Source organism: Wolbachia endosymbiont (group A) of Hedychridium roseum, from assembly GCF_964028325.1.
Lineage (GTDB): Bacteria > Pseudomonadota > Alphaproteobacteria > Rickettsiales > Anaplasmataceae > Wolbachia.
In genome coordinates, this window is the sequence record NZ_OZ034755.1 from 782,187 (window position 1) to 806,676 (window position 24,490).

Sequence of the window (24,490 nt, forward strand, 5' to 3'; positions counted from 1 at the left end):
CTACTGGAATGACAGGAGAATGGGCTACTTGGATCCTAGAGGGAAGCGTTCGTGCAATTATTGTGCATGAATTTAAATGGCACAACTTATGACAATTATCTTCGCACCAAAACGTTTGTGAGACTCAGTGGTTAGATTTACTTCGCCTATTCAGCTAATTTTTATTACAATTATAACAAAATAATTTTGGCTTTGATGAAAACTGTATATGTATGTCAATCCTGTGGTCATAGCACTGGTAGGTGGGTAGGAAAGTGCATTGCATGTGACAATTGGGATACAGTTGTTGAAGAAATAGCAGTAAAAACGGGCAAAAGAAGTATATCTGCGCCAATTTTAATAAAGGCGTTATCGGGTAGCGAAATTATCACTCCAAGTCGTTTTCTAACAGGAGTAGAAGAATTAGATAGAGTTTTTGGTGGGGGTATCGTTCAAGGTGCTAGCATTCTAATTGGAGGCGAACCTGGTATTGGAAAATCTACCCTTTTGCTTAGAATTGCAGCTAATGTTGTGCAACTTTCCTCTTTTGAATGTCTTTATGTATCTGGCGAGGAATCTTTAGAGCAGGTGAGCCTCAGAGCAAAGCGTCTTAAGATAAATGAACCTAAAATTAAGCTTTTATCTACAGTGTCTTTAACTGATGTAGTAGCAACAATAAAGGAAAATAAAAGCATTAAATTTTTAGTAATTGACTCTATACAAACAATGTATGATAGCAGAATTACATCGGCACCAGGAACTGTAACTCAGGTTCGTACTTGTGCCCATGAATTAACCATTCTTGCAAAACAATATGGTGTTTCTCTTTTAATAGTTGGTCATATAACTAAGGATGGGCAAATAGCTGGACCTAAAACTTTGGAGCATATGGTAGATACGGTATTATATTTTGAAGGTGAAAATAGCAATCAATACCGTATTTTGCGTACTATTAAAAATAGATTTGGCCCTGCAAATGAAATTGGTGTTTTTGAGATGTCTGAAGCAGGACTTGTGCCTGTTGATAATCCATCATCATTGTTTCTGATGGCCCATGACAGAGAAGTAGTTGGCAGCGCCGTATTTGCAGGAATTGAAGGTTCAAGACCAATTTTAATGGAAGTTCAAGCGTTGATAGCAGGGACTAATATGGCAACCCCAAGAAGGGCAGTAGTTGGGTGGGATATTAATCGATTGGCTATGATCATCGCGGTGCTAAATGCTCGCTGTAAAATGTTTTTGCATGATAAAGAGGTATACCTAAACATTGCAGGGGGACTCAAAATACAGGAACCATCGGCTGATCTTGCTGTTGCTGCTTCCCTTATTTCAAGTGTAGTAAATTTACCGCTGCCAACTTCTTCAATAATCTGCGGTGAAGTTGCACTTTCAGGAGAAATTAGGAATGTCTCGCATGCTGATCTTAGACTAAAAGAAGCACAAAAGTTAGGATTCAAAAAAGCAATTATGCCTAAAAATGGTAATTACTCTTCTCATGATATTGAGATAATTAAGCTTGGTCACGTAAGGGAATTAAGAGAAGTCTTTAATTACAATTAAATAACGCTTCAGCAAACTCTTTACTAGTAAACTCCTTTAAGTCCTCTATACTTTCACCAATTCCTATAGCATGTAACTTTACCTTATAAGCTTCTGCAAGTCCAATTACTACTCCGCCCTTAGCGGTGCCATCTAGCTTTGTTATGATTAGCCCGGTAACACTAACCATCTTACTAAATGCCTCTAATTGGCTATAAGCATTTTGGCCGGTAGTTGCATCAAGAACTAAAATAACGTCATGAGGGGCAGTGTCATCCAATTTCTTTATCGTTCTATATATTTTTGATAACTCCTCCATAAGGTTCACATTATTTTGTAGCCTGCCTGCTGTGTCAATTAGAACAACATCAACGTTATCTTTTATAGCTTGACTCACAGCTCTATATGCCACACTTGCAGAGTCGCTACCATGCTCTCCAGTAACAATCAAGCAATCAGAACGTTCTGCCCAAATGTTTAATTGTTCACTAGCAGCAGCTCTAAATGTATCACATGCAATAAGCATAACGGACTTTCCCATCTCCTTATATTTATATGCGAGCTTACCTATAGTTGTGGTTTTACCATTACCATTTACTCCACATACCATTATTATATGTGGTTTTTTGTTCAAAATTAACGGTTGCACAACTGGGCTCAATATAGCTTCTATTTCGTTCATTAACTGCTGCGAGATAATATTATACTCAACTTCCTTGTCAAATTTGATGCTTGTGAGCCTGTCAATAATCAACTTGGAAGTTTTATGACCAATATCCATGCTAATTAGCAATTCTTCTAGCTCATCTAAAAGCGACTGATCTAATTTTTTTTTGCCAGAAAAAATACTTTTCACCCCGTCGCTAAAGCGAGAAGAAGTTTTTAACAAGCCTTTATAAAGGTTACCAAATAAACTCAAGAGAATACTCCTTTTAAATTACAAACTTAATTACAATATAGAGAATGACATGCACTACGTGAATTTGTAAAGTAAATATACTCATTTTCGTAATATTTTGTAAGTAAAATATACACAAAACTAGTGTATTTCACTTTAGTTTTTAACCTAAATATGTTATAATGTAGAATAGCGGTTCACAGGTAATTTTATGAGTTATAATGAGAAAATTTTAGATCATTACGAAAATCCAAGGAATGTTGGCTCTCTGGATAAAAATGATCCAAATGTTGGTACTGGTTTAGTTGGTGCACCATCGTGCGGTGATGTAATGAAATTGCAGATAAAGGTCAATGACAAAGGTGTTATTGAAGATGCAAAATTTAAAACTTTTGGTTGTGGTTCTGCCATTGCTTCAAGTTCCTTGTTAACAGAGATGATAAAGGGAAGAACCATCAGTGACGTTACACAGATAAAGAATACTCAAATAGTGGAAGAGTTGTCTTTACCTCCAGTGAAGATACACTGCTCGGTGCTTGCTGAAGATGCTATAAAGGCTGCTATTCATGATTATCAAAGCAAACAAAGTAAAGGTGGACATTGAGAACTAAAGCATGAGTGAATATCAAGGAGTAAACGCTATAAAGAAAGATAAAAAACTTATTACTATAACTGCGAAAGCAGTAGAAAGGATAAGGTATTTATTGGACCAAAAGAAGCATACTAACCTTGAGAAACCGGAAGAAGCAATAGGAATAAGAGTGCTAATTAAACAAAAAGGATGTTCTGGTTTAAAATATGATATTGAATATGCATATGATACTCGTCCTTTAGAGTCGATAATTGAGGAAAACTGCAGTGATGACCAAAAAGTTAAAGTGTTGATCGATCCAAAATCTGTCATGTTTATTCTTGGCTCTGAAATGGATTATGTAGAAGAAAAATTTTCATCGGGTTTTGTTTTCAAAAATCCTAATGAGAAAGGAAAATGTGGTTGTGGAGAGAGTTTTCATGTCTAGCAGCTATTTTACATTGTTTGAAATTGAACCAACTTTCAATATCAGCTTTGATGAGTTAGAGAAAAAATATATTGAGCTAAGCAGGACTGATATAAACGAAGGACAATCTAAAAATATAATTAATATTAACAAAGCTTATCAGGTGCTAAAGTCACCTCTAAAACGTGCCGAGCATTTGTTGAATCTTTTTGGTGTGGAAAGCCCAAAGGATCATCCAAATTCTGAAATATTAAATGAATCAATGGAAATAAGAGAATATTTGCTGGACTGCGATGATCTACAATTTGCAAGTAGGATGGTTGATGAAAAAATAAAAGATTGCGTTAAAAACCTAATTAACACTTTTGCTGTAAAGAATTTTGATGGAGCTGCTACACAAGTCTTAAGATTGAAATATTTATATAAGTCATTTGAGGAGGTGAAAAAGAATGCAACCAATTCAAATTTCTGAACCAAATTCAAGTAAAGTAGTTTTTGGTATAGATCTTGGCACTACTAACTCTTTAATTGCTATGGTAAATAAAGCTGGCAACGTGGAGATATTTAAAGATGAGCAGGGAAGAGAGCTACTGCCTTCTGTTATTTCGTATGAAAATAATACATTGAAAACTGGCTGTGACGTCGGTCAAAATGCAATCTACTCAATAAAGCGTTTAATGGGTGAAAATGTTGAAGAATTAAATAAAGAAGGCCTCAATTTTGAAATAGATAACGAAAGTGAAAAAGTTATTAGAGTAAAATGCTCAGAGGAAAAGTATCTTACTCCTGTTGAGATTTCTGCTGAGATATTAAAAGCTTTATGCGAGAGGGTGAAAAAGTCTACAGAAATGGAAGTAAAAAAAGCAGTGATCACTGTGCCAGCTTACTTTGACGATTCAGCACGTAACGCAACTAAATATGCAGCAAAATTAGCTGGCATAGAAGTTCTTCGTCTCGTTAATGAACCAACTGCTGCTGCACTTTCTTACTCCATTGAAAAGAACAACAGCAGCGGAATATATGCAGTTTACGACCTTGGTGGAGGAACATTTGATATTTCAATATTGAAATTACATCAAGGAGTGTTTCAAGTCCTTGCGGTTGGTGGTGATACCAAACTCGGCGGTGATGATTTTGATCATCTTCTGAGTTCAATTGTACTTGATAAGTATAGAGAAAAAGTAGGTTTAAACAAGGAGTCGACAACACACCTTAATGTCATTCCAACACATAACGCTGGAACCTGCAATATCCGTACCGCGAAAGAATACTTAAGTGAAAATGCATCAGGCAATTTTGGCTTTAACATTAACGGCAAGCCATTTGAATGTGAAATAACTAGAGAGAAGTTCGAACAGGCAATAAGTCCTTTAGTTAATAAGACTATCAATATAGTCACTCGTACTATAAGCGACATAGATCTTAAAATTGATGATATAAAAGGAGTAATTTTAGTTGGTGGTGCAACTAGAACACCATTGGTTCAAAATTCACTAGTCAAGCTCTTTGGAAATAAAGTACTGAATGACGTGGATCCAGATAAAGCAGTTGTCATGGGAGCAGCTCTGCAGGCTCATGATTTAACTTCGAGCTCAAAAGATAGGAATATTCTCCTGGATGTTTTACCTTTATCACTTGGCATAGAAACTATGGGAGGCATAGTTGAAAAAATCATACCAAGAAATACACCACTACCAGTTTCAGAGATAAAAGAGTTTACAACTTATGTTGATGGGCAACCAGCAATGAAAATTCACGTTTGTCAGGGAGAACGTGAAATGATCGAGGATAACAAATCTCTAGCGCAGTTTGAACTAAAAGGTATACCGCCACTGCCTGCAGGTTCTGCAAGAGTTGAAATAGAATTTACAGTTAACGTTGACGGGATCTTGACTGTTACTGCAAGAGAAAAAACTACTGGAATTGAGCAGACAGTTAAAGTAAATTCAAGTTTTGGCTTGAGTGAAGCTGATGTTCAAAATATGGTTAACCAGTCAATAAACAGCTTTGATGAAGATATGAAGGCTCGTTCCCTTGCAGGTGCTAAAATTAATGGAAATAAACTCATACACTTGGTTGAAAACAATAATAACCTTTCCACTGATCAAAAGTTGAAAAACCTATTACAAAATGCAAAAAACGCTTTACAAGGCAATGACTTGAATGAAATTAACAACACTATCGCCGAGTTAGAAAATTCTTCTTTAGAGTTATGTGAATTAACAAATAGGTAGAAAAAGCTTACACAACCTTGTGCAATACCCTATTTAATCTCAAAGCAACAGGTAACCTGAAATTAAATGGTAACCAATCGACCTTCCCCAATTTAAACGATAAACCAACTATACTTACACGCCCAATGATATTTTCCATTGGTACAAAACCAACCTCAGGAAACCTGCTATCCAAAGAATTATTTCTATTGTCTCCCATAACAAAAAATTGATCGTTAGGTACATAATAAACCGTAGTGTTATATGATAGCTTATTAGAAATGTTATCTACCAAAATCTCATGCTCCTTGCCACTTAAAAGCGTTTCTATATATCTTGGTATGTTACGATTTGACTCATAATCAAAAAAACTTTCAATTTGCCTTCGCTCTACTTTCTGATCATTTAGGTATAATTCTCCCTCTATCATTTGCACTTTGTCGCCTGGTGTTCCTATTACTCGCTTAACAAATCGGATACTGTCGTTTCTTGTGGGTTTGAAAACTACTATGTCGCCACGCTTTGGAGGGGTATAAAAAATCCTGCCGCTAAAAATGTTTGGAGAAAATGGAAATGAGTGTTTACTGTAACCGTATGAATATTTACTAGTAAAAATGTAATCCCCTTCAAGTAGGGTGCTTTTCATTGAACCAGAAGGTATATGAAATGGCTCGAATAAAAAACTACGTATTGATAGCGCAATCAACAGTAAAAAAAACAATGAAGATAAAAATCCTCCCGTTCTTATCACCCAGTTTTTGCTTAGTTCTTCCAACTTTGTTTTTCTTATAGATTAAGCTTATTATAATACATAAATTAAAAAATGGTAATATGAAATTTTACTTGTGAATGTTATTCCTCTATTCAAAACAATTTTGAAAAGGCGGTTCATTTCTTTCAACGGTGTCATCCAAGTAGCGTGACACATAACTGTACGAACATTGCAATTTGCAGGTGGCAGATGAAAGTAGCTGACACTGAGATCCAGAAAAAAGAATGGTGTCATCCAAGTAGCTGACACTGGTTCCTGCAATCTCATCGAAAACGTTGTAACCACTTTCTATGCTAATTTGCTTGTAAGCAACCTGGATCCCAGTGTCGGCTACTTGGATGACACCATTATAGAGTGAACCAGTGTCAGCTACTTTCATGACACCATCTGGATGCAAATTTCCTTAAACGTTCGTAAACTTAAAACTTTACTTTAGGTCAAACTGCTGTATAGTGGCTTTATAGCTTTAGTTTTACAATGAATATACCTAGTATAGAAAATTGTGATCTTCACAATAAAACCGTCTTACTCAGAGTTGACTTCAATGTTCCTATAAAAGATGGAGAAATTCGTGACGTCACTCGTATTTTGAGAGCATTGCCTACTATTGAGTATTTAGTGAATGCAAGTGCAAAGATTATTATTATATCGCATTTCGGACGCCCAAAGGCCAGAGACAATAATCTGTCGCTAAAAAATGTAATTGACACTTTATCGCAGTTACTAAATAAAAAAGTGAAATTCATTGATGATTGCGTTGGTGAAAAAGTGCAAAAAGCAGTGAGTGCTATGGATGCAAGAGATATAATATTACTAGAGAATCTAAGATTTTATAAAGAGGAAGAGCAGAGTGACTCAAATTTTGCCAAACAACTAGCATCTCTAGCGGATATATATGTAAATGATGCATTTTCTTGCTCTCACAGAGCTCACGCTTCTATTTCACGCATTACAGAGTTTTTACCTTCCTACGCGGGATTTTGCTTACAAGATGAGCTAAAGTATCTTGAAAAAGCTGTATCGTTTAAAGCTAAACCTATTACTGGGATAGTTGGGGGAGCCAAAATGTCAACTAAGATAAAAATGCTTATAAAGCTAACAGAAAAGGTTGATTACCTAGTTCTTGGAGGTGCAATTGCTAATAATTTTTTGTTATTTAGCAAAGTAAATATAGGAAAATCTTTCTTTCAAAATGGTGTTGACGACCTTCTACATAATATTGTTGAAACAGCAAATAAAAACAATTGCAAAATAGTTGTGCCAGAAGACGTTCTGGTTGCAGTAAACTCTGATTACAGCACTAGTATTTCAAGAAGAACTGAGTCCATTTTGGACGGTGATATAATTTTGGATATCGGACCACAAACTTTGAGTACAATAAGCAGTATAATAGCAAGCAGTAAGACTCTGCTGTGGAATGGACCTATTGGTGTTTTTGAACATTCAGCTTTTGCAAGTGGTACAATAGGGGTAATGAAAGTCGTAAGTGACTTAACGCACAAAGGAAAGTTAACCAGCATAATAGGGGGAGGTGATAGTCTATCTGCAATAAGCGCTGCAGGCCTTACCGATAAGGATTTTACATATGTTTCCACTGGTGGAGGAGCGTTTTTAAGTTGGCTGGGTGGTGATGAAATGCCGGGAGTTGCTGCTCTGCAAAAATGATTAGATTAAAACTTTTTTAAATTGTTTCTTATAAGCTAGCTTTTTTGTGAACGTGATTATGTCGAAGACAGTTAAACTAATTTTGTGTTTAATAATACCAATAATAGGATTTATTTTTTATATTAAGGATCATTATTTTCACACCAGTTATGTAGAAGAAAATGTTAAGGTCAATTTTGAACCATTTTTCAGTTCACAACCAGGTTATATACCACCGTTTCCAGAATTAACTGACTTCGATAGAGGAGTGTTGAAAGTTTGTGGAGATTGGGGAGCACATCCAGATAAAGAAGATTTCAAAATTTTACTTAGTTGTCCGCAGCATCAAGAAGTAGTGAAAGGAATATATGATAAGCTTGATCATCAAGTGATTACGCCAGATGCGGATTTGGAGTTATTTAAAGATGAACTGGCTAACATTTGGTTTACAAATAGTGAAAGTGAAAAAGAAACTATAGGGTTTGGACATATTTTTTGTGGTGAGCCAAACGATAAATTAGGTGGTATGCATTTTGTAGGTAGATATGTTGAAGCTCAAGAAGATAAATGGGCAGGTGCAATTTGGAATGATAAGTCCCTATGCAATAAATCAGATATTAAGCCACCAGTTTATACATTTGGAATGAAATATTTGGGTAAGGATGGGGAAGTGAAAGTTAAATGCCCAAATGGATACGCATATAACCTTCATGCCGATGATATTTTAATTTCTGCAACTAAGGCGTTCAAGGAATTAGGAAAAGATGGAATGTGCCTATATGAAATGGAAGATGACAATTATCAATCAGTGTTTGTAAGAAAGAATGATGCTATACTCACGTTCTATCCCGACTTAACACCAAAATGTGATGATAAGAGTACTTATTGTAGCTGCAGTAAATCTTAATTTATTTCAGCCAAAGATATATATAGCTAAAGTGGCTTAGGTTTACCTACAATTTGAAAAACAAAAATTCGTCATCCCGCTGCTCGTTAGCGGGATCTAGAGATACCGCGAATGAATCGCGGTATGACGTAGGGAAACCTTTCTTGGGTTAGCTATACCAGCAATGATGCCGTTACTTCAAAAATTAGGTAAACCTTTCTTAGGTATATTTTCAAACTCACCAATTAAAGTTTTTATATCTTGCGGTAAATCAGAGACAAATTCCATGTATTCCTTACTTTTTGGGTGGTATAAGCCCAGTGTATAAGCATGTAGTGCTTGCCTATTGAAATTATGAATGAAACTAGAGTTTTTAGCATATTTTGTGCTTTTACTACTATTTTTTCCGTAAACTTGATCACCAACTATGGAATGTCCTATGTGGCTCATGTGGACTCGAATTTGGTGTGTTCTACCTGTCTCTAAAGTGCATTTAACCAGGCTTACTTGTCCTATAACTTTCTGCACTAAATAGTGAGTGATTGCTAATTTGCCTGTGATTTTTGTTACACACATCATTTCTTTATTACCACGCTTTGGAGCAATGTTAGTCTTTATCGTTCCTTGTTGAGTAGACAATGTTCCCCAAACTACTGCTAAGTATTCCCGCTTTACTTTACGATTTGATAACAACTCAGACAAAAAACTATGGGCTTCCTCATTTTTTGCAATTACCATCAGCCCACTGGTATCTTTATCGAGTCTATGAACAATTCTTGGTCTTACATCAAGGTGAGCGATAACTGCGTTCAAGAGCGTATCATTGTTTGTCCCAGCACCAGGGTGCACTGTTAATCCACTTTGTTTACTCAGAACTATAATGTCCTCATCTTCATAGACGATATCAAGTTTTATGTCATAATTAGGCTCAATTGATGTGGATATGTCAGGTTGAACGAGATGCACCACATACTCTTCATCTGGTTTTACTATGTGATCATTATTAATTATCGGTATGCCAAGTAATTTCACCTGCTCATTTTGTATCAATCTTTGAGCTTTACTGCGTGATATGTTGCACTTTTCAGCTACGTAGATATCTAGCCTTAATTTCTCCTTATCATTATTAACACTTAAGGTTATTACTGAGTGATCTATAGTGATTTACCCCGCGCCATTTCCCATGCTGCTTGAATATTTTGATTTACGAAATCAACTTTTGTACTAGGAAGATCACCTTGTTTTTTAATATGGCAAGTTGTTTGAGAGCCATCTTTCCAGTGAATTATTATCTTGTTATCAAAATCCCGTAGTGTTGCCTCAACCTTTTCTTCTTTATTATCTTTTTCTTCCAGCTTAATAGATTCTAATAAATAATATAGAAAGTCACTTGGTTTGCCGTTGATTTTTTCTTTCCATTCATCTGTTTTTTCTCGTTCAAATAAATCTTTTTTCAGCTGCCTTACTCTGTCTTGTTTTTCTAAGACTGCCATTTTTTCTTGTAGCTTCTTCTCTTCATCTACTAATTGATCAGTATTATCTTCATTATCAGGCTCACTTGGTCGGTTGTGTTCTTCTAATAACTGTGTCTGTATCTCTTGATCTGCAGATTCATTAGTACTAGTTTGCATATCTTTATTTGCAGATCGATCAGTATTAGATTGACTACTGCTTCCTTGCCCATTTTGTTGAGGGTTGGGGTTATTAGGTGCGTTAGGTAATCTTTCATCTGCAAAAGTCGCTCCGGATAATCCCATACGGGCTCCAGGTTTAAGTCTAGATATTCTATCTTCTAAAGTCTCTGCTAGATTACTCAAGTTGTTTACTAAACTCATTACCTTTTCTACGTCCACTTCACTCAGTTTACCTTTTACGTCTCCGCTAACTTCTTTACACAGAACATCCACACTTTTACTAATATTTTTCAGGCAGTCAGTTATTTCTTTACTAGCAGTTGTTTTCACCTCATCCACATTTTTCTTTATATCTTTTTCTAATTTATCAAGTAAAGCTTTGAGATCCTTCCCTATACTGCCAAGCGTTTCTTTAATGTTAATATTTGCAGGCTTTAAAAGATCGTTCTTAAATAAACAGCAAATTTTATCAATAAAGTCAGTTAGGTGTCTATTAACTAATCTTCCCAATCGAGATATCGGATCATTCTCCTCTTCACTCTTAAATTTATTCTCCATTACTGATACAACACTACCTTTTCTCCATGGGAGTAAAATATCCACATTATCGAATTTTTTAACAATATTGCATGCGTTATTTACTTCATTACTTTTTAATTTACTCAATGCTATACATATTCCAACAATGAAGACAGCACTCACGAATGCAATGAAACCCCATTCTTCCCAACCATGAACATTGGCAAAGCTAAATTTATTTTGTATCAATGCACCAGCTACAATTAGACCGCTCAGCACATATGGCACAGTAAGCAAAATAACTTTATTTCTATTCTCTTGTCTTTTGTTTTCTAATATTTCTCCCTGTTTTTCAGAGATTGGTAAAATTATTGAAAAACCTTGCTTTTTATCGACCAAATCAGGAACAATTTCTATTGTTAATGCATTTTGAGCAATCTCATTTATTTCATCACTTTTTCCACCTCTAATCTTTATATCTATTGGGCTATCACCATCTTTTGATTTCTCATCTTTTATTTCTTGCTTGTATATATATCTTAGAGCAAGAGAGGTTAATAAAACTACTCCAAAAATAACAGAAACCAGAAAGTAAGTTGGCATTAATGTTGGGTTAAAAGTAGCAATAAAGCTTAAATCGTTAAGGGTTATTACCATTGCAGTTATGTAGGCTAGAGAAAATTGAAGCCAAGTGTTCACAACTGCTATAGGTAGGGTATTATTTACAGAATATTTTTTTGCTGCATGCCATGCTTTAGGGAGAAAACCAATGGCATCATTTATTCTGGCTACATTATGATCATGAGTTAGGTTGAGGTTTAAAGAATTTCCTTCTTGAGTATCTAAATACATAAATTTCCTTACATTTAAATTTAATTAATTATTGTTAACAACACTTTAAAATCAAGCTTTTTAACTTATGCCAAGGCCGGTTAGAGCGCACTTTATTAATCTTTACGTAACGATTTGTTAACCAAATTGAATGTGTGCCATATGTTTTTAGATTGGTGTATTTAATAGTTCTAGTATTACAAACTGAATAGTCGAATTCACTTAATTGAATTATTAAATCAACTTTATCACAATTTTCTGAAATATCTTCTTTTTTATAAGCAAGCAGTACTGATTTATTATTTCCTTTATTATATATACAGCCATAATCGTTGCACTTTAGTCTTTTATCTGGATTGCTATATTTTGTATGATTCAAAATTTGGTTCTGCCCATTTTGTTTCGCCCATGTTTTGACAACAAAGTTCCTATTTTTTCTGGTGAGAGAATATAGTAAGTTATCACTCTCCTTTGCAGCAACATTATCAGCATTTATTAGGATGTCGGGGGTTTTATATGCGGTGCTAAAGCAAATACCTAGTACAATAAAGAAAATTCCGAAGAAACGCCAATTTCTTTCCCACAAGCACAGCCACAATAAACCAAGTGTTATGATAATAATTGATGAGGCAGGAAAAGTACGAATGGGAATAACCAAATACTGAAGACTAGCGATTGCATTTGTTATATACAAGATATGTCAATTGGGCGCTCTATAAATGGCGCTATAATCCATTCAATACCTAAAGGAATCAATAAGACATAAATTATTCCAAGTGGAATAATAATTAATGTAACTATTGGTATAGCAACTAAATTTGTGATAATACCACTAATTGAAAAATAATTAAAATTGTATATCGTGTACGGAACAGTTGCTAAACTTGCTATTACTGAGCTGATCATTATCGACACAAAATATTTCATTATTTTTATTTTGAACAATTTATTAGCATTAATTTGATAACTGGCAACCAGTGCCAAAATCGCAGAAAATGACATCTGAAAGCCTGGCTTTAAAATTGCTTCTGGTTCTACTGAGAGTATCACTGCAGCAGCAAACGCAATTGCTATTAACCCTCGATATTTTCTCTCTATCATTATTGCAACGAGTACTAAAATCACCATGATGTAGGCACGCTGAGCAGAAATTTGCATACCGGTAATCAACAAATAAAACGTGGTTGGCAAGATAGTAAGGAATGCAGATATTTTCTTGGTGTTATACTTAAGAGTCAAAGTTTCAGATATTGCGAATAAATTACGAAACACTATAAAAAACAGGCCAGCAACAAATGATAAATGCAAACCAGATATGGCAAACAAATGTGCTATACCTGAATCTCTTATCGCATCCATAGTTTTTTGGTCTATTCCGTCCTTTTTGCCGATTAGTAATGCAGAAATTATGTCTGCATGTGGTTTTTTAATATTTTGCTGCAGGTTTTCATAAATGTATTGACGGAAAGATTCTATATATTCTTGAAATTTCCTTGCTTCAGCCTTTTTGTGCAAAGCTATTTTGCTTGTTGCAAAACCTGTTGCACTTATTTTCTGATAATATGCTATTCTTGCAAAATCATATGCATGCTCCGAGGGCGCAATCTTTAGAGGGAAGAGTTTTGCTGATAATTTTACTTGATCGCCTATTTTAATGCCTTTTTCCACTTTGGTTCTAACTGATATTCTGATGTTATCTAGAGCTCTATCCGGTGTCATTCCAGCGCGTAACGCTGGAATCCATATCTTTTTTTTCTGGATCCCAGTATCAAGTACTGGGATGACAAAAAGGGGTGCTGGGATGACAGGAGAGGATTTTGAGATAGTAGAGACAGAAAGCAGAAATTGTTTGTATGAGCCCCTGTCATTAATGTCCTTCACTGTGGCAATTATATCTTTTACGTATCTCTCTTTATCAAGAATTTGAGTATCAACTAAAGCTGTTCTTAATTTACTAGCTGTAAATCCTATGAGCACTGCAATTAAAGCAATGCATAGTATTGTGTACCTTTTGTGCAGTATCGCAATCAGAGTTAGTGTAGGTGGAAGCAAAAGAAAAATAGATATAGTGAAAATGCAGCTTGGTTCAAAACTTAGGGAAAAATAGGTTAAAATCCCTACACACTGACACACAGGAAACCACAGTATCAAGTTATATTTTTCATTACGTAGGTTATGACGTATATAGCTAACTATTATGTCAAAAAAGTTAATAAATATACTAATATACGACCCATAGCGGATTTTATCCTTGTATATCCTATAATTGCAAGTATAATAGCTAAATAAACAACGACGCGGGATGGAGCAGCTCGGTAGCTCGTCAGGCTCATAACCTGAAGGCCGTAGGTTCAAATCCTACTCCCGCAACCATTTTCCAACTGTGCGAATATTGTGGTTTCAGGTAGAAACTACTTGACAAATTCCCCCAGTCCCCTTATCATAATACTGAAGGTATTCAGTTATCTTCATCTGTGCAGATTAAACAGCAAAAAACAACGTAGTTGGCGTCTTATTTTTAATTTTTTGCACTATGTGCACCTTATGTCTTCACAACATTTCTGGGTTTTTACCTACACAAGCTGAAACGCGCTTATAAGTCGTTTAAGACAGTATAGAACGCCGATTTGCAGGATTAGAGAGTGACAACTAGCTAACACGGGGTTTCTTTGCCTTTTTTTTCTGCTTAGTAAATTTCTTAAACATTTAAGATAAGGTGAGTTGCACTTAAAAGCAGCTAAATTGCAGTGTTTAAGACTTAAAAAACGCCAATACAGAAAATAGACAGTGACTAGGGCTTCTTTTGCCTTTTTTTTCATTTGGTAAATTTCTTAATGTTTGTAGCTAAAGTAATTTAGGCCTACCGACAACCGTCATCCCTGTAAAGGTCAAGTATCCCGCTACTTGTTAGCGGATGAGATACCGCGAATGAATCGCGGTATGACGGTCTGCTGCTTGTTAGCGGCTAAGAGATACCGCGGCGGTATGACGGTTCGTGGCGGTATATTCGTCATCCCGCTACTTGTTAGCGGGATCTATGTTAAGAGATACCGCGGCGGTATGACGTAGGGCTGCTGTCATTCCAGTGCTCCTTTTTTTGTCATCCGAGTAGCCCCTTTTTTGTCATCCCAGTGTCACGCACTGGCATTTGTTGTAAACTCACTTTTACTCTATGGTTATCTTTTTATACTACCTTGTCTACCTTATTTTGCCGCTCCGCTGAACGGATACGAACAAAGAGCATAACTAAACTACTAATGACTGCTGAGTGAACTTAGGATCCAATACAGACTGCTTAGCCTTTAACACTTGCTCTTCACCATGAACAATGCGTTGATAAATAGTTTCTTTTGAGCATTCTTTTTTTAAGAACCTAAAAGCAGATGCAGCAAGATATTCTCTATTTTCTTCAAATGCTAACCAGTAACGGTCTTCTTGCTCACATACAAAACCTGTTGTGTTAGAACCAGCAAAAATATCTAAAACAACATCTCCTGGTTGTGTTAGAAACTGAATAAAAAATTGAGGTAATTTAGCAGGGAATCGAGCTGGATGCTCTTTTACACCTAGTTCCTTACATGCAGCAAGATACTGGCTGTTAGATTCTGAATTGGGAATCTGCAAAAGATTTGATGGAATAGCTCCTCCATTATCTTTACCAAAGCTACTACCAATATTATGTCCTGATGGTCGTTCTTTTGGAGTATAATAAGCCTTTGGGTTCTCGATAAGTTTTTTCATGCGGCCACTGTATTCCACTAGCACCTTTGTGACATCTGCTTTAGGCCACTCAGTTTTGCTGAACCACCATACTGTATTAACAGAATCTTTTGCTCTGATTTTTCTCTTATTTACCCATTCAATTGGACTTGGCAATTTAGAAGGATTATACCAATAGAAATCTTCTGCAAGGAAGAAGCCTATGTCATCACAGAAATGTATAAGCACTCTAAAATTATATAAACTTCTGGATGGCACGCCTTTTTCATAAGCCCCACCTAAATCAAGTACAAAACTGCCTGTATCTTTGAGTTTGCTATGTACTAATTTTGCAAATCGACTAAGCCAGGCAACATATTCGGCTTGGGATTCATTTCCGTATTCTTTTTTTCTTTGCAAAGCAAACGGTGGACTGGTTATTACGAGGTCTAAGCTATTGTCTGGTAATTGTGGCAATAGGTTAAGAGAGTCTCCACAATATGCAGCTCCCCTATCTGTAATATATGTGGGTTTACTATTAAATTTAAATTTTTCCAATATGTGCACCATATGAAAGATACTTATAGTCTGTAGACTTATAATTGTCAACTATTATCTTACAAAGATGACAAAAATAAAAAAACAATCTTTGCGGTTACTTCTTTCCCAGAATATACGAAAGATAAGAAATATAAAAGGGCTTTCCCAAGAAACTCTTGCTGATTTATGTGAATTACACAGAACATATATAGGCTCCGTTGAACGTGGTGAGAGAAATATCTCTATAGATAATGTTGAGCGCATAGCAGATGCCCTTGGTGTTGAACCTACTGCACTTCTAAATCAGGATCAAGACAGAAAATGTCTGAAAGATATATTTCCTCATATACGGAAGTATCAGGAGTTTGCTGTTAAGCATGGTATAAATGATATCTTTCAGGATAACGGCGGAAAAATCCTACAAGTCTTATTACTAACTGGACTCACTATTCTTCCAGCACGCGAGGGAAATGATGTCATTGATGAGTATGGTAATGAATATGAGCTTAAATCAGTAAATGCTCTTCTTACAAAAAGCTTTTCTACTCATCATCATATGAATCCTACAATAATTGCAAAATACCGAAAGGTGGATTGGGTATTTGCTATTTATGAAGGAATAGAGCTAAAAGAAATATATAAATTAACGCCGCAAGACCTTGAACCATATTATATTACATGGGAAAAGAAATGGCATGATACTGGTGGTAAAGACATCAATAATCCCAAAATTCCTTTAAAATACGTCAGAGATAAAGGTAAGCTTCTTTATCATTGTGATGAAAGAGTATGTGACCGCCACTAACTTCCTCCATCCCAGGTTGATTTTAAATTGTCCGGAATGCTGAAAACCCTAACATTTAACTCTTTTTTTGATAAACTTGTTTATTTGCTGTTTATTAAAATTTTCACTTCAAAATTTAACCTCACCAAAAGTATAAGAAGCCTGTCCAATGAAAAATTCTTAACCTTCTATAACTAACCCAAGAAAGGTTTCCCTACGTCATACCGCCAAGGATAGATTCCGCTAACAAGTAGCGGAATGACGAATTTGTTGTTTTTCAAATTATCGGTAAACCTAAGTCACTTTAGCTATAAAATTATAAGTTATTTGCTCTTTTTTATCCTTAATCCAGAATTCGGATTAGTAGGGCGTCATCCAATTCTCAATGGTAAATTAAGAAGGGTCTGCAACAACGAATGTAGCTAGGGATATAATTGCTCTATTTTCCAATTGCTTCCCTCAACAAGAGTATATCTAAACCTAGTGTGTCTCCTATATTCACCTTCTTGCCAAAATTCAATTACTTTTGGGATTACGCAAAATCCCACCCAAAAGTCAGGACGAGAAACTTGTGTATTGTAAAATTCTTTCTCCTTCAATTTTATAGCTTGCTCAAAATCTTGCCAATCTTTCAGAATGCTCGATTGTTTTGAGCACCATGCGCTAATTTGACTATCGCGCGCTCGAGAAGAGAAGTATTTGTCAGTTCTTTCATCGTTTAGAAGTTTAACATCTCCTTCAATTCGCACTTGCCTAGCAAATTCTATCCAGTGAAACACTAATGCAGCTTTAGGGTTCTCGGTCAGTTCTTTTCCTTTTCTACTATTTATGTTAGTGAAGAACACAAAACCTTCTTTACTATATTCCTTTAGTAATACTACTCTTGCAGATGGAATGCAGTCTTTGCTACAAGTTGCTAGCGTCATTGCAGTTGGTTGTTTACACGGAGAATTAAGTACTTCTTCATACCACTTTGAAAACAAGTTAATCGGATCTTTTTCAGGTAAAAATGTCATATTCAAAAATAAAATCTTAATTCTGACATACGTTGCAGAAATAAGTGCTACGGCCATTTTGTCGTATAAGTGTTATGATATTGTTGCAGATTTTGCAAGGTTTTTGAACTTTACCATATACGTAAAAGTTATTTTGAAAGTATCCAGCAGATCCAGATGGCTGTGCATAATCTTTCAGTGTTGAACCGCCTGCAGCAATTGCATCACTCAGAGTATTTTTTATTTCAGCAGCAAGTTTTTCGCACTCTCTATAGGTCAAGTCTTTTGCTGACCTGAGTGGTGATATGCGGGCTCTAAACAAACTTTCAGAAGCATATATATTGCCTACGCCAACTATTAATTTATTGTCCATTAATGCTGATTTGATATTCACTTTTTTGTTTTTCAGCAACTCCTGTAAATAGTCTCCACTGAATTCATCCGTGAGGGGCTCTATTCCAAAACCATCAAAAAAATTTATTTCTTGTTCTTTGCTTAAAATAATAACTAATCCAAATCTTCTTGGATCATTAAAGATTATTGAAGTATTATCGGAAAATAAAAATACCACGTGATCGTGCTTATTCCGCACTTGATCATGGTCAGCATATATAAGCTTTCCGCTCATGCCAAGATGTATGATTACAGCCATACTACCATCTGTATTCCAGATCGTATACTTACCTCTACGCTTGATGTTGCGTATGACTTTGCCCTTTAGCATATCATCAATATTTTTTGTTATTGGGGCACGTAAATTCCAATTATTAACTATAACATTGCTAATTTGCTTGTTTTTAATTTTATCAAGCAAAAAGTTAGAGATTACTTCTACTTCTGGTAGTTCTGGCATGATACCTCCTTCAAAACTTAAGTTTCTGATGGTAATTTTGTCGTTAAAGCTTCCTCAAATACGTTTGGGTATTCTGCGGCGCTTCTTCCTAAAAATTCCTCACCACAAACAAATTTTGAAAGGGGTCTGCTTTGTCTACTCTGTTGCTGCTTTTTTCTTTTCAAAATATTTTGCTTTAAAGCTTTCGCTAATCTTTTTTTCTCCTCTTCTTTTTCCTTATTCTTTTTTGTATTATTCATTATCATAATGTATAAACTTGCCGTTGTAGCTCAGGTGGTAGAGTACGTCATTGGTAATGACGAGGTCCCAAGTTCGAGTCTTGGTAACGGCACACTGATTACACTTATAATATTGCATAACTTGCAAGCAAGGCCTAAAAGAAAGTTACAGAGGTAAGTTGTCATGCTTTTTCCATATCCTTTCTACTTTCTTGTTTTTGAGTAGCTCTAATGCTTTGTGAAAGTGATGCCTTGTTTTACTTGGCACTATAATGTCATCAATGTATCCATGTGATGCAGCAAAAAATGGATTAGCAAATTTCTCTTTATATTCTTTGATTAACGTTTGCTGATCTTTTTCATGCCTAAATATAATTTCAACTGCACTTTCAGGGCCCATTACAGCTATTTCAGCAGTTGGCCAAGCATAATTTATGTCACCTTTTAAATGTTTCGAGTTCATAACGATATATGCACCACCATACGCTTTTCTAGTGATAAGGCTAATTTTCGGCACAGTTGCTTCAGCGTAAGCGTAAAGCAGTTTCGCTCCGTGTTGTATTATATTATTGTATTCTTGGTTTGTACCAGGTAAAAACCCCGGAACATCAATAAGTGTGATGATCGGAATGTTAAATGCGTCACAAAACCTTACAAATCTTGCAGCTTTTCTTGAAGAATCAATATCCAAACATCCTGCAAGGTGCATGGGTTGATTTGCAACAATACCAACAGTATTTCCTCCAATTCTACTAAAGCCAATTATAATATTACGAGCAAAATCAGGTTTTAGTTCAAAGAATTTCTTCTCATCACAAACTTTTTCAATGAGTTCATACATATCATAAGGAGTGTTAGGATTGGTAGGAACTAGAGTGTTTAAGGATTCATCAATCTCATTAACATCATTACAGGTTGGTACAGATTTCGGTGATTCTTGATTATTTGCTGGTAAAAAGGTAAGGAATTCACGCATTTTGAGTAGCATCTCAACATCATTATTGAATGCAAAATCTGCCACTCCTGTTTTGCTTGTATGAATTTTTGCTCCACCGAGGTCTTCGAAGCTTACATCTTCATAGGTAACCTTTTTTACTACATCTGGTCCGGTTATAAACATGTATGAACTATTCTTTACCATGAAAGTAAAGTCAGTTAATGCTGGAGAATAAACAGCCCCTCCTGCACATGGACCCATAATTAAAGAGATTTGTGGTATAACGCCCGATGCATTTACGTTTCTTTGGAAAATTTCTCCATAACCAGCAAGGGAATTTACTCCTTCTTGAATTCTGGCTCCACCAGAATCATTTAGTCCGATAATTGGAACCCTGGCATTAATTGCCATATCCATAATTTTGCATATTTTTTTTGCATGTGACGCACCAAGTGACCCACCAAAGACAGTAAAATCTTGCGAGTAAACGAAAACTTTTCTGCCATAAATAGTACCATGACCAATCACTACTCCATCACCTAAAAAATTAGCATTTTGCATGCCAAAATCAGTTGCGTGATGCTTCACGAATTTATCGTATTCTTCGAACGAATTTTCATCGAGTAATACACTGAGCCTTTCTCTAGCAGTTAATTTCCCTTTTTCGTGTTGTTTATTGATTCTGTTAGAACCGCCTCCTTTTTCAGCTTCTAGTGCTTTGGTTTTTAGATTTTCTAGTATTTCAAAGTCTTGCATACAATAAAGTAGTTTTCAAATTAGTTGTAGACTTTATTAAGTTTACAAACCCTATTAACTATACACATACACTATTGCTATATGCAACAGTGTATGTATGATAATTGTTAATGCGCTGGTAATTCCTGGCCACTACTTTGAGAATGTTGTGGTTGACTAACGTTTTCTAGAACAGAAGAAGGTAAACTAACTTTACTGCTTTTCGTTTGTGCAAAACTTTTAGCAGCTTCAACAACCTTGCTTATACGAGGTTCTTTTTCTAGCTCTTTTAGGTACTTTGAGAAGATTTCACAACTTTTATCATCAATATGTACTATTATTTTGCCAAAGCTTGAGGCATTTTCTGGTTTGTCAGCCTTTTCAGAAGATAGAGTCATTACAATCTTTTCACTGTTGCTTATTGGAAAAGTCATCTGTAATCTGCCCTTTATATCATGATATTTTCCATCTTGTATTCGTATTACATTATCTCCTTCCCCAATCTTTAATGCTCCATCTAAATTTTGAAATTCTGGATTACTCAGGAATTTTGCAGGAATCACAATGCTTGCTTCTGGACACTGTATACAATAAAATTTATTATCTCTTTCTACTATAACATCTTTTATCACATTTTCTTCTCCATCTTTTTCAATGCCCTCACATACAATTTGTTTTAGATTTGATAAATAGCTGTTATGTTTTTCCAGTAGACTTGTTGGCAATAACTCCAAAACTTTCTCACTCACATAAGTGCCTGTTGAAACTAGGTCGGATATTTTTAACGAAAGAAGATCTAGTTGATGTTTTTCATGAATGGACAACTCGAACTTCTTTAGCAAGTGCACATTAGATATCAGATAATCTATTATTGATAATTCTTCGAAGAACACATAGTACGGCATGCCAAACCTGATCTTTTGACTTTCTCCAAGTTCTACAGATTTTATCCATTTCTTTATCATTTGTCCCACAGTCAGTCGCTTCTCACCACATAACCTAAAAGCTTGACGTATAGCTTCCAATACATTCGAGATATTTTCTTTCATACGTTCATCAACTTGTTCATATATTGCTCCATCTAATTGAAATTCCGACATCACTTCTGGACGGTTCATTTCTTCTTCGAGTTTTTCACACGATGCCCTAAATTCAGGCGTATCTTCATCCTCAGACTCATCCATAGCCTCATCTTCAAAATGCCTGCCATCATCTAGAGAACTAAGCTGCTCATTTATATCTTGCCCTACCATATATCCCCCTACTTGACATAATAAAACAAGAAATTCTAGTTGTATTATGCTCGCGTGATCTATAAAGTCAATAGTTAAATTGCAAGATTTCGGTTATAATTTACTGTGTATAGAAGGTGCTCTTAAATTATGCTAAAAATCGCTATAGTAGGCCTACCAAATGCTGGTAAATCAACTCTTTTTAATAGATTGGTGGGAAGAAAAGCAGCGGTGGTCAGCAATATTCCAGGGGTTACACGAGATAGAAGAGAAGGAATAGGCAGAATTAGCGATTTAGAGTTTAAAGTTATAGATACAGGAGGATGGAACGACCAAACTAATTTTTCACTACAAGTTATTGAACAAATAAAATTTTCTCTATCCAATTCAAACATCATTTTCTTTCTTGTTGATGCAAAAGTGCAAAATGAGCAAAACAAAGAATTTGCAAAGTGGCTGAAGAGAAAAATAAATAAACCTGTGATACTGATAGCAAATAAATGCGAGAGTCATAAGTCTGAAAATGTTGATTATTTGCAGTTTTTTGATTTTCTTGGCCCGGTGTATATCTCTGCCGAACATAATCTTGGCATGGTTGATCTTTATGATGCATTAGCTGATGTTATTGAAAATTTGAACGAAAACACTGATCTATTGGGCAATGAGTCCAGTAAACTTAGAATTGCAATCATCGGTCGCCCAAATGTCGGAAAATCAACTTTTTTAAACAGCCTACTTACAGAAAACAGAGTAATAGTGAATTCAGAGCCAGGCACCACACGTGATTCTGTAGATATTGTATATGATCATAATGGGGAGCTAATTACTCTCATTGATACTGCAGGAATCCGCAGAAAGGCGAATGTTATAGATGACTTAGAATCAAGATTTGTTGAAAAAAGCTTAGAATCAATCAAGCGCTCTCATGTGGTAGTTTTAATGCTAGACTCCCTAGTTGGTATTGAGCAGCAGGATTTATCAATTGGTGAAGCTGCAATTAAGGGAGGGAAAGGGATTATTGTTGTTTTAAATAAGTGGGATTTAATAGGTAAGGATGACAGAAGTAAGTTAATAAAATTTGTCAAACAACAGGAAGTGACTCGGTTATTCTTGGAAGTGCCAACTGTAACAATTTCTGCATTGAAAGGCATGCGCTGCGGCGATGTGATAGATAAGTGTCTTGAAGTGAGTGAATCTTTGAACAAGAAAGTCAGCACTGCAAAACTGAATAAGTGGCTAATTGATGCTTTAGATAGGCACTCTCACCCGCTTGCAAAAGGTAAAGCAGTTAAAATGAAGTATATCGCTCAAATTGGTACTAAACCTCCAGCTTTTTCTTTGATATGTAACATACCTGAAAGTGTTGATGAAAGTTATAAACGCTATTTAATTAATGATCTTAGAAAAAATTTCTTCGTAGATGGTGTGCCAGTCAGATTACTTTTGAAAAAAAATAAAAATCCCTATGCAAAATGAATACTCTGCTTTATACTTTCAGGGGTCTTTATAATAATTTACTTAAAGTCGTGTGTAATAACTCCAGAATTCCTACAATCTTTCTGCTATCAAGTTCTTTTGCTCTAATTTTTGCATATGTGCTAGAATATTTTTTCAACATGCTGCCATGCAAGTTATGTACATACGAGCGGGTAGTTTACTATGTTGCAGGGTTACTTGCAGTAGTATGCATGCTTAAAGACAACAAAATTCTAATCTATGCAACGTTTTGCAGCTACCTCATAGGTGCAGTAATATCTTTTTATCATGTAGGTCTTGAACTCCACTTATTTCATGATGTTTTAGGTTGTACAGAGCAAGCAAGTGGTAACGTTAGTATAGAAGAGCTCAGAAATAATCTACTAAATCCTAATTACTCTCCATCTTGTGACAGACCTCATTACGTTCTAGGTGTTTCCTTAGCAACATGGAATTTAATTTATCTCATAGCAGCTCTGTTCGTATCAGGTAAGGTGTATTGTGGAGAAAGAAAGAAATCTAAATAATTTAAGGTACAGCAACAATCAGTTCTTGCAACAGGCAATTAGAGTAAATCATGCTGGGGAATATGGAGCTATTTGCATTTATTCTGGTCAAAAATTTATTCTTAAAAAATCTTCTATAATCAATGAAATAATTGAAATGGAAGAGCAGGAAAAAAAGCATTTTCACTATTTTAATGAGAAAATCAAAGAGCAAAAAGTTCGTCCTACTGTTTTGTTGCCAGTTTGGCGTGTTTTAGGAGTGTCACTTGGCGTTGCAACTGCCATTATGGGCAAAAAAGCTGCTATGGCTTGCACTACTGCAGTTGAAGAAGTTATAGGGGAGCACTACAAAGAGCAAGTTTCACATTTAGAAGATGGGGAATTAAGAGAAACTATAAGTAAATTTCGCGACGAGGAGTTAGAGCACAAAGATATTGCAATTCAGCACAATGCTGAAAGCGCATTTGGCTACAACATTTTATCTTCATTCATAAAAACAGGCTGCAAAACTGCTATTTACTTGTCCAAGTTAATTTAACTAAGCAGCTTTCTTAAAGTGTTTTTAATGTTATGATGACAACAGAAACCAGGAAGGAATTCAA

22 protein-coding genes, 2 tRNA genes and 1 pseudogene are annotated in these 24,490 nt (G+C 35.5%); 13 read left to right on the plus strand and 12 right to left on the minus strand.

Annotated features, from left to right (window positions below; genetic code table 11):
• Nucleotides 1-195 precede the first annotated feature (195 nt).
• Nucleotides 196-1,539: a DNA repair protein RadA gene (gene radA / locus ABWU23_RS03775; RefSeq protein WP_265045316.1), complete on the plus strand. Its 1,344-nt coding sequence runs from the start codon at nt 196-198 to the stop codon at nt 1,537-1,539.
• Here radA and ftsY read toward each other — a convergent pair.
• Entirely contained in the window at nt 1,526-2,437 is a 912-nt protein-coding gene (ftsY, locus tag ABWU23_RS03780) for a signal recognition particle-docking protein FtsY (RefSeq protein WP_353270824.1), read from the minus strand. The two genes, radA and ftsY, sit on opposite strands and share 14 nt — an antisense overlap.
• 190 nt (nt 2,438-2,627) lie before the next feature.
• On the opposite strand from ftsY, the gene iscU reads away from it, so the two are divergent.
• Genes iscU through hscA form a run of 4 tightly spaced genes read left to right on the plus strand, consistent with a single transcriptional unit; the run spans nt 2,628 to nt 5,648 of the window.
• The gene (iscU, locus tag ABWU23_RS03785) at nt 2,628-3,020 is read left to right on the plus strand and encodes a Fe-S cluster assembly scaffold IscU (protein ID WP_114516867.1); all 393 of its coding nucleotides are present in this window, start codon (nt 2,628-2,630) and stop codon (nt 3,018-3,020) included.
• A gap of 10 nt (nt 3,021-3,030) precedes the next feature.
• A complete protein-coding gene (locus ABWU23_RS03790) occupies nt 3,031-3,435 on the plus strand; it encodes a HesB/IscA family protein (RefSeq protein WP_264328899.1) in 405 nt (134 codons plus the stop codon).
• The gene (locus ABWU23_RS03795) at nt 3,428-3,886 is read left to right on the plus strand and encodes an iron-sulfur cluster co-chaperone HscB C-terminal domain-containing protein (RefSeq protein ID WP_253309542.1); all 459 of its coding nucleotides are present in this window, start codon (nt 3,428-3,430) and stop codon (nt 3,884-3,886) included. The genes ABWU23_RS03790 and ABWU23_RS03795 overlap by 8 nt, the downstream gene beginning before the upstream one ends.
• Nucleotides 3,864-5,648, plus strand: a complete 1,785-nt coding sequence (gene hscA, locus ABWU23_RS03800) for a Fe-S protein assembly chaperone HscA (protein WP_353270825.1) — start codon at nt 3,864-3,866, stop codon at nt 5,646-5,648. Before ABWU23_RS03795 ends, hscA begins: the two co-directional genes overlap by 23 nt.
• Before the next feature lie 7 nt (nt 5,649-5,655).
• Here the strand turns inward: hscA and lepB are convergent, their stop codons facing one another.
• Nucleotides 5,656-6,402, minus strand: coding sequence for a signal peptidase I (lepB, locus tag ABWU23_RS03805; protein WP_353270826.1), 747 nt, complete (start codon nt 6,400-6,402; stop codon nt 5,656-5,658).
• 85 nt (nt 6,403-6,487) lie between these two features.
• Nucleotides 6,488-6,796 carry a hypothetical protein gene (locus ABWU23_RS03810; RefSeq protein WP_264688372.1) on the minus strand — a complete coding sequence of 103 codons (309 nt, stop codon included), beginning with the start codon at nt 6,794-6,796 and terminating at the stop codon, nt 6,488-6,490.
• 80 nt (nt 6,797-6,876) lie between these two features.
• Here ABWU23_RS03810 and ABWU23_RS03815 point away from each other — a divergent pair, with 80 nt between their 5' ends.
• Nucleotides 6,877-8,064: a phosphoglycerate kinase gene (locus ABWU23_RS03815; RefSeq protein WP_353270827.1), complete on the plus strand. Its 1,188-nt coding sequence runs from the start codon at nt 6,877-6,879 to the stop codon at nt 8,062-8,064.
• Between the two features lie 58 nt (nt 8,065-8,122).
• On the plus strand, nt 8,123-8,950 hold the full coding sequence (locus ABWU23_RS03820; RefSeq protein ID WP_253309545.1) for an EndoU domain-containing protein: 828 nt from the start codon (nt 8,123-8,125) through the stop codon (nt 8,948-8,950).
• Nucleotides 8,951-9,127: 177 nt separating this feature from the next.
• Here ABWU23_RS03820 and ABWU23_RS03825 read toward each other — a convergent pair whose 3' ends face one another.
• From ABWU23_RS03825 to ABWU23_RS03835, 3 genes and pseudogenes are all read right to left on the minus strand, one after another.
• On the minus strand, nt 9,128-10,093 hold the full coding sequence (locus ABWU23_RS03825) for an RluA family pseudouridine synthase (protein WP_353271039.1): 966 nt from the start codon (nt 10,091-10,093) through the stop codon (nt 9,128-9,130).
• Nucleotides 10,084-11,934 carry a hypothetical protein gene (locus ABWU23_RS03830; RefSeq protein WP_353270828.1) on the minus strand — a complete coding sequence of 617 codons (1,851 nt, stop codon included), beginning with the start codon at nt 11,932-11,934 and terminating at the stop codon, nt 10,084-10,086. The genes ABWU23_RS03825 and ABWU23_RS03830 overlap by 10 nt, the downstream gene beginning before the upstream one ends.
• 34 nt (nt 11,935-11,968) lie before the next feature.
• Nucleotides 11,969-14,112, minus strand: a pseudogene (locus ABWU23_RS03835) (ComEC/Rec2 family competence protein).
• 97 nt (nt 14,113-14,209) lie between these two features.
• On the opposite strand from ABWU23_RS03835, the gene ABWU23_RS03840 reads away from it, so the two are divergent.
• Nucleotides 14,210-14,286, plus strand: a tRNA-Met gene (locus ABWU23_RS03840).
• Between the two features lie 873 nt (nt 14,287-15,159).
• Here ABWU23_RS03840 and ABWU23_RS03845 read toward each other — a convergent pair.
• A complete protein-coding gene (locus tag ABWU23_RS03845; protein WP_265017666.1) occupies nt 15,160-16,170 on the minus strand; it encodes a DNA-methyltransferase in 1,011 nt (336 codons plus the stop codon).
• Nucleotides 16,171-16,237: 67 nt separating this feature from the next.
• Here ABWU23_RS03845 and ABWU23_RS03850 point away from each other — a divergent pair, with 67 nt between their 5' ends.
• The gene (locus ABWU23_RS03850; RefSeq protein WP_253309548.1) at nt 16,238-16,957 is read left to right on the plus strand and encodes a helix-turn-helix domain-containing protein; all 720 of its coding nucleotides are present in this window, start codon (nt 16,238-16,240) and stop codon (nt 16,955-16,957) included.
• A gap of 401 nt (nt 16,958-17,358) precedes the next feature.
• Here the strand turns inward: ABWU23_RS03850 and pdxH are convergent, their stop codons facing one another.
• The 3 genes from pdxH to ABWU23_RS03865 are packed head-to-tail and all read right to left on the minus strand — an operon-like array spanning nt 17,359 to nt 19,023.
• The gene (gene pdxH, locus ABWU23_RS03855; RefSeq protein WP_253309549.1) at nt 17,359-17,952 is read right to left on the minus strand and encodes a pyridoxamine 5'-phosphate oxidase; all 594 of its coding nucleotides are present in this window, start codon (nt 17,950-17,952) and stop codon (nt 17,359-17,361) included.
• Nucleotides 17,953-17,968: 16 nt separating this feature from the next.
• Nucleotides 17,969-18,784 carry a bifunctional DNA-formamidopyrimidine glycosylase/DNA-(apurinic or apyrimidinic site) lyase gene (gene mutM / locus ABWU23_RS03860; protein WP_253309550.1) on the minus strand — a complete coding sequence of 272 codons (816 nt, stop codon included), beginning with the start codon at nt 18,782-18,784 and terminating at the stop codon, nt 17,969-17,971.
• A 17-nt stretch (nt 18,785-18,801) separates the two neighbouring features.
• A complete protein-coding gene (locus ABWU23_RS03865; protein WP_253309551.1) occupies nt 18,802-19,023 on the minus strand; it encodes a hypothetical protein in 222 nt (73 codons plus the stop codon).
• Nucleotides 19,024-19,042: 19 nt separating this feature from the next.
• Between ABWU23_RS03865 and ABWU23_RS03870 the strand changes: the two genes are divergently transcribed.
• Nucleotides 19,043-19,115 (plus strand) — tRNA-Thr (locus ABWU23_RS03870).
• Nucleotides 19,116-19,168: 53 nt separating this feature from the next.
• On the opposite strand, the gene ABWU23_RS03875 is transcribed toward ABWU23_RS03870, so the two are convergent.
• Entirely contained in the window at nt 19,169-20,695 is a 1,527-nt protein-coding gene (locus ABWU23_RS03875; protein WP_253309552.1) for an acyl-CoA carboxylase subunit beta, read from the minus strand.
• Between the two features lie 107 nt (nt 20,696-20,802).
• A complete protein-coding gene (locus ABWU23_RS03880) occupies nt 20,803-21,927 on the minus strand; it encodes a hypothetical protein (protein ID WP_341814311.1) in 1,125 nt (374 codons plus the stop codon).
• Nucleotides 21,928-22,056: 129 nt separating this feature from the next.
• Between ABWU23_RS03880 and der the strand changes: the two genes are divergently transcribed.
• From der to ABWU23_RS03895, 3 genes are read left to right on the plus strand one after another with little or no spacing between them, the layout of a single operon-like run.
• On the plus strand, nt 22,057-23,382 hold the full coding sequence (der, locus tag ABWU23_RS03885) for a ribosome biogenesis GTPase Der (RefSeq protein WP_353270829.1): 1,326 nt from the start codon (nt 22,057-22,059) through the stop codon (nt 23,380-23,382).
• Nucleotides 23,379-23,909 carry a disulfide bond formation protein B gene (locus tag ABWU23_RS03890; protein ID WP_353270830.1) on the plus strand — a complete coding sequence of 177 codons (531 nt, stop codon included), beginning with the start codon at nt 23,379-23,381 and terminating at the stop codon, nt 23,907-23,909. The genes der and ABWU23_RS03890 overlap by 4 nt, the downstream gene beginning before the upstream one ends.
• Nucleotides 23,884-24,426, plus strand: a complete 543-nt coding sequence (locus ABWU23_RS03895) for a demethoxyubiquinone hydroxylase family protein (RefSeq protein ID WP_265045331.1) — start codon at nt 23,884-23,886, stop codon at nt 24,424-24,426. The genes ABWU23_RS03890 and ABWU23_RS03895 overlap by 26 nt, the downstream gene beginning before the upstream one ends.
• Nucleotides 24,427-24,490 lie beyond the last annotated feature (64 nt).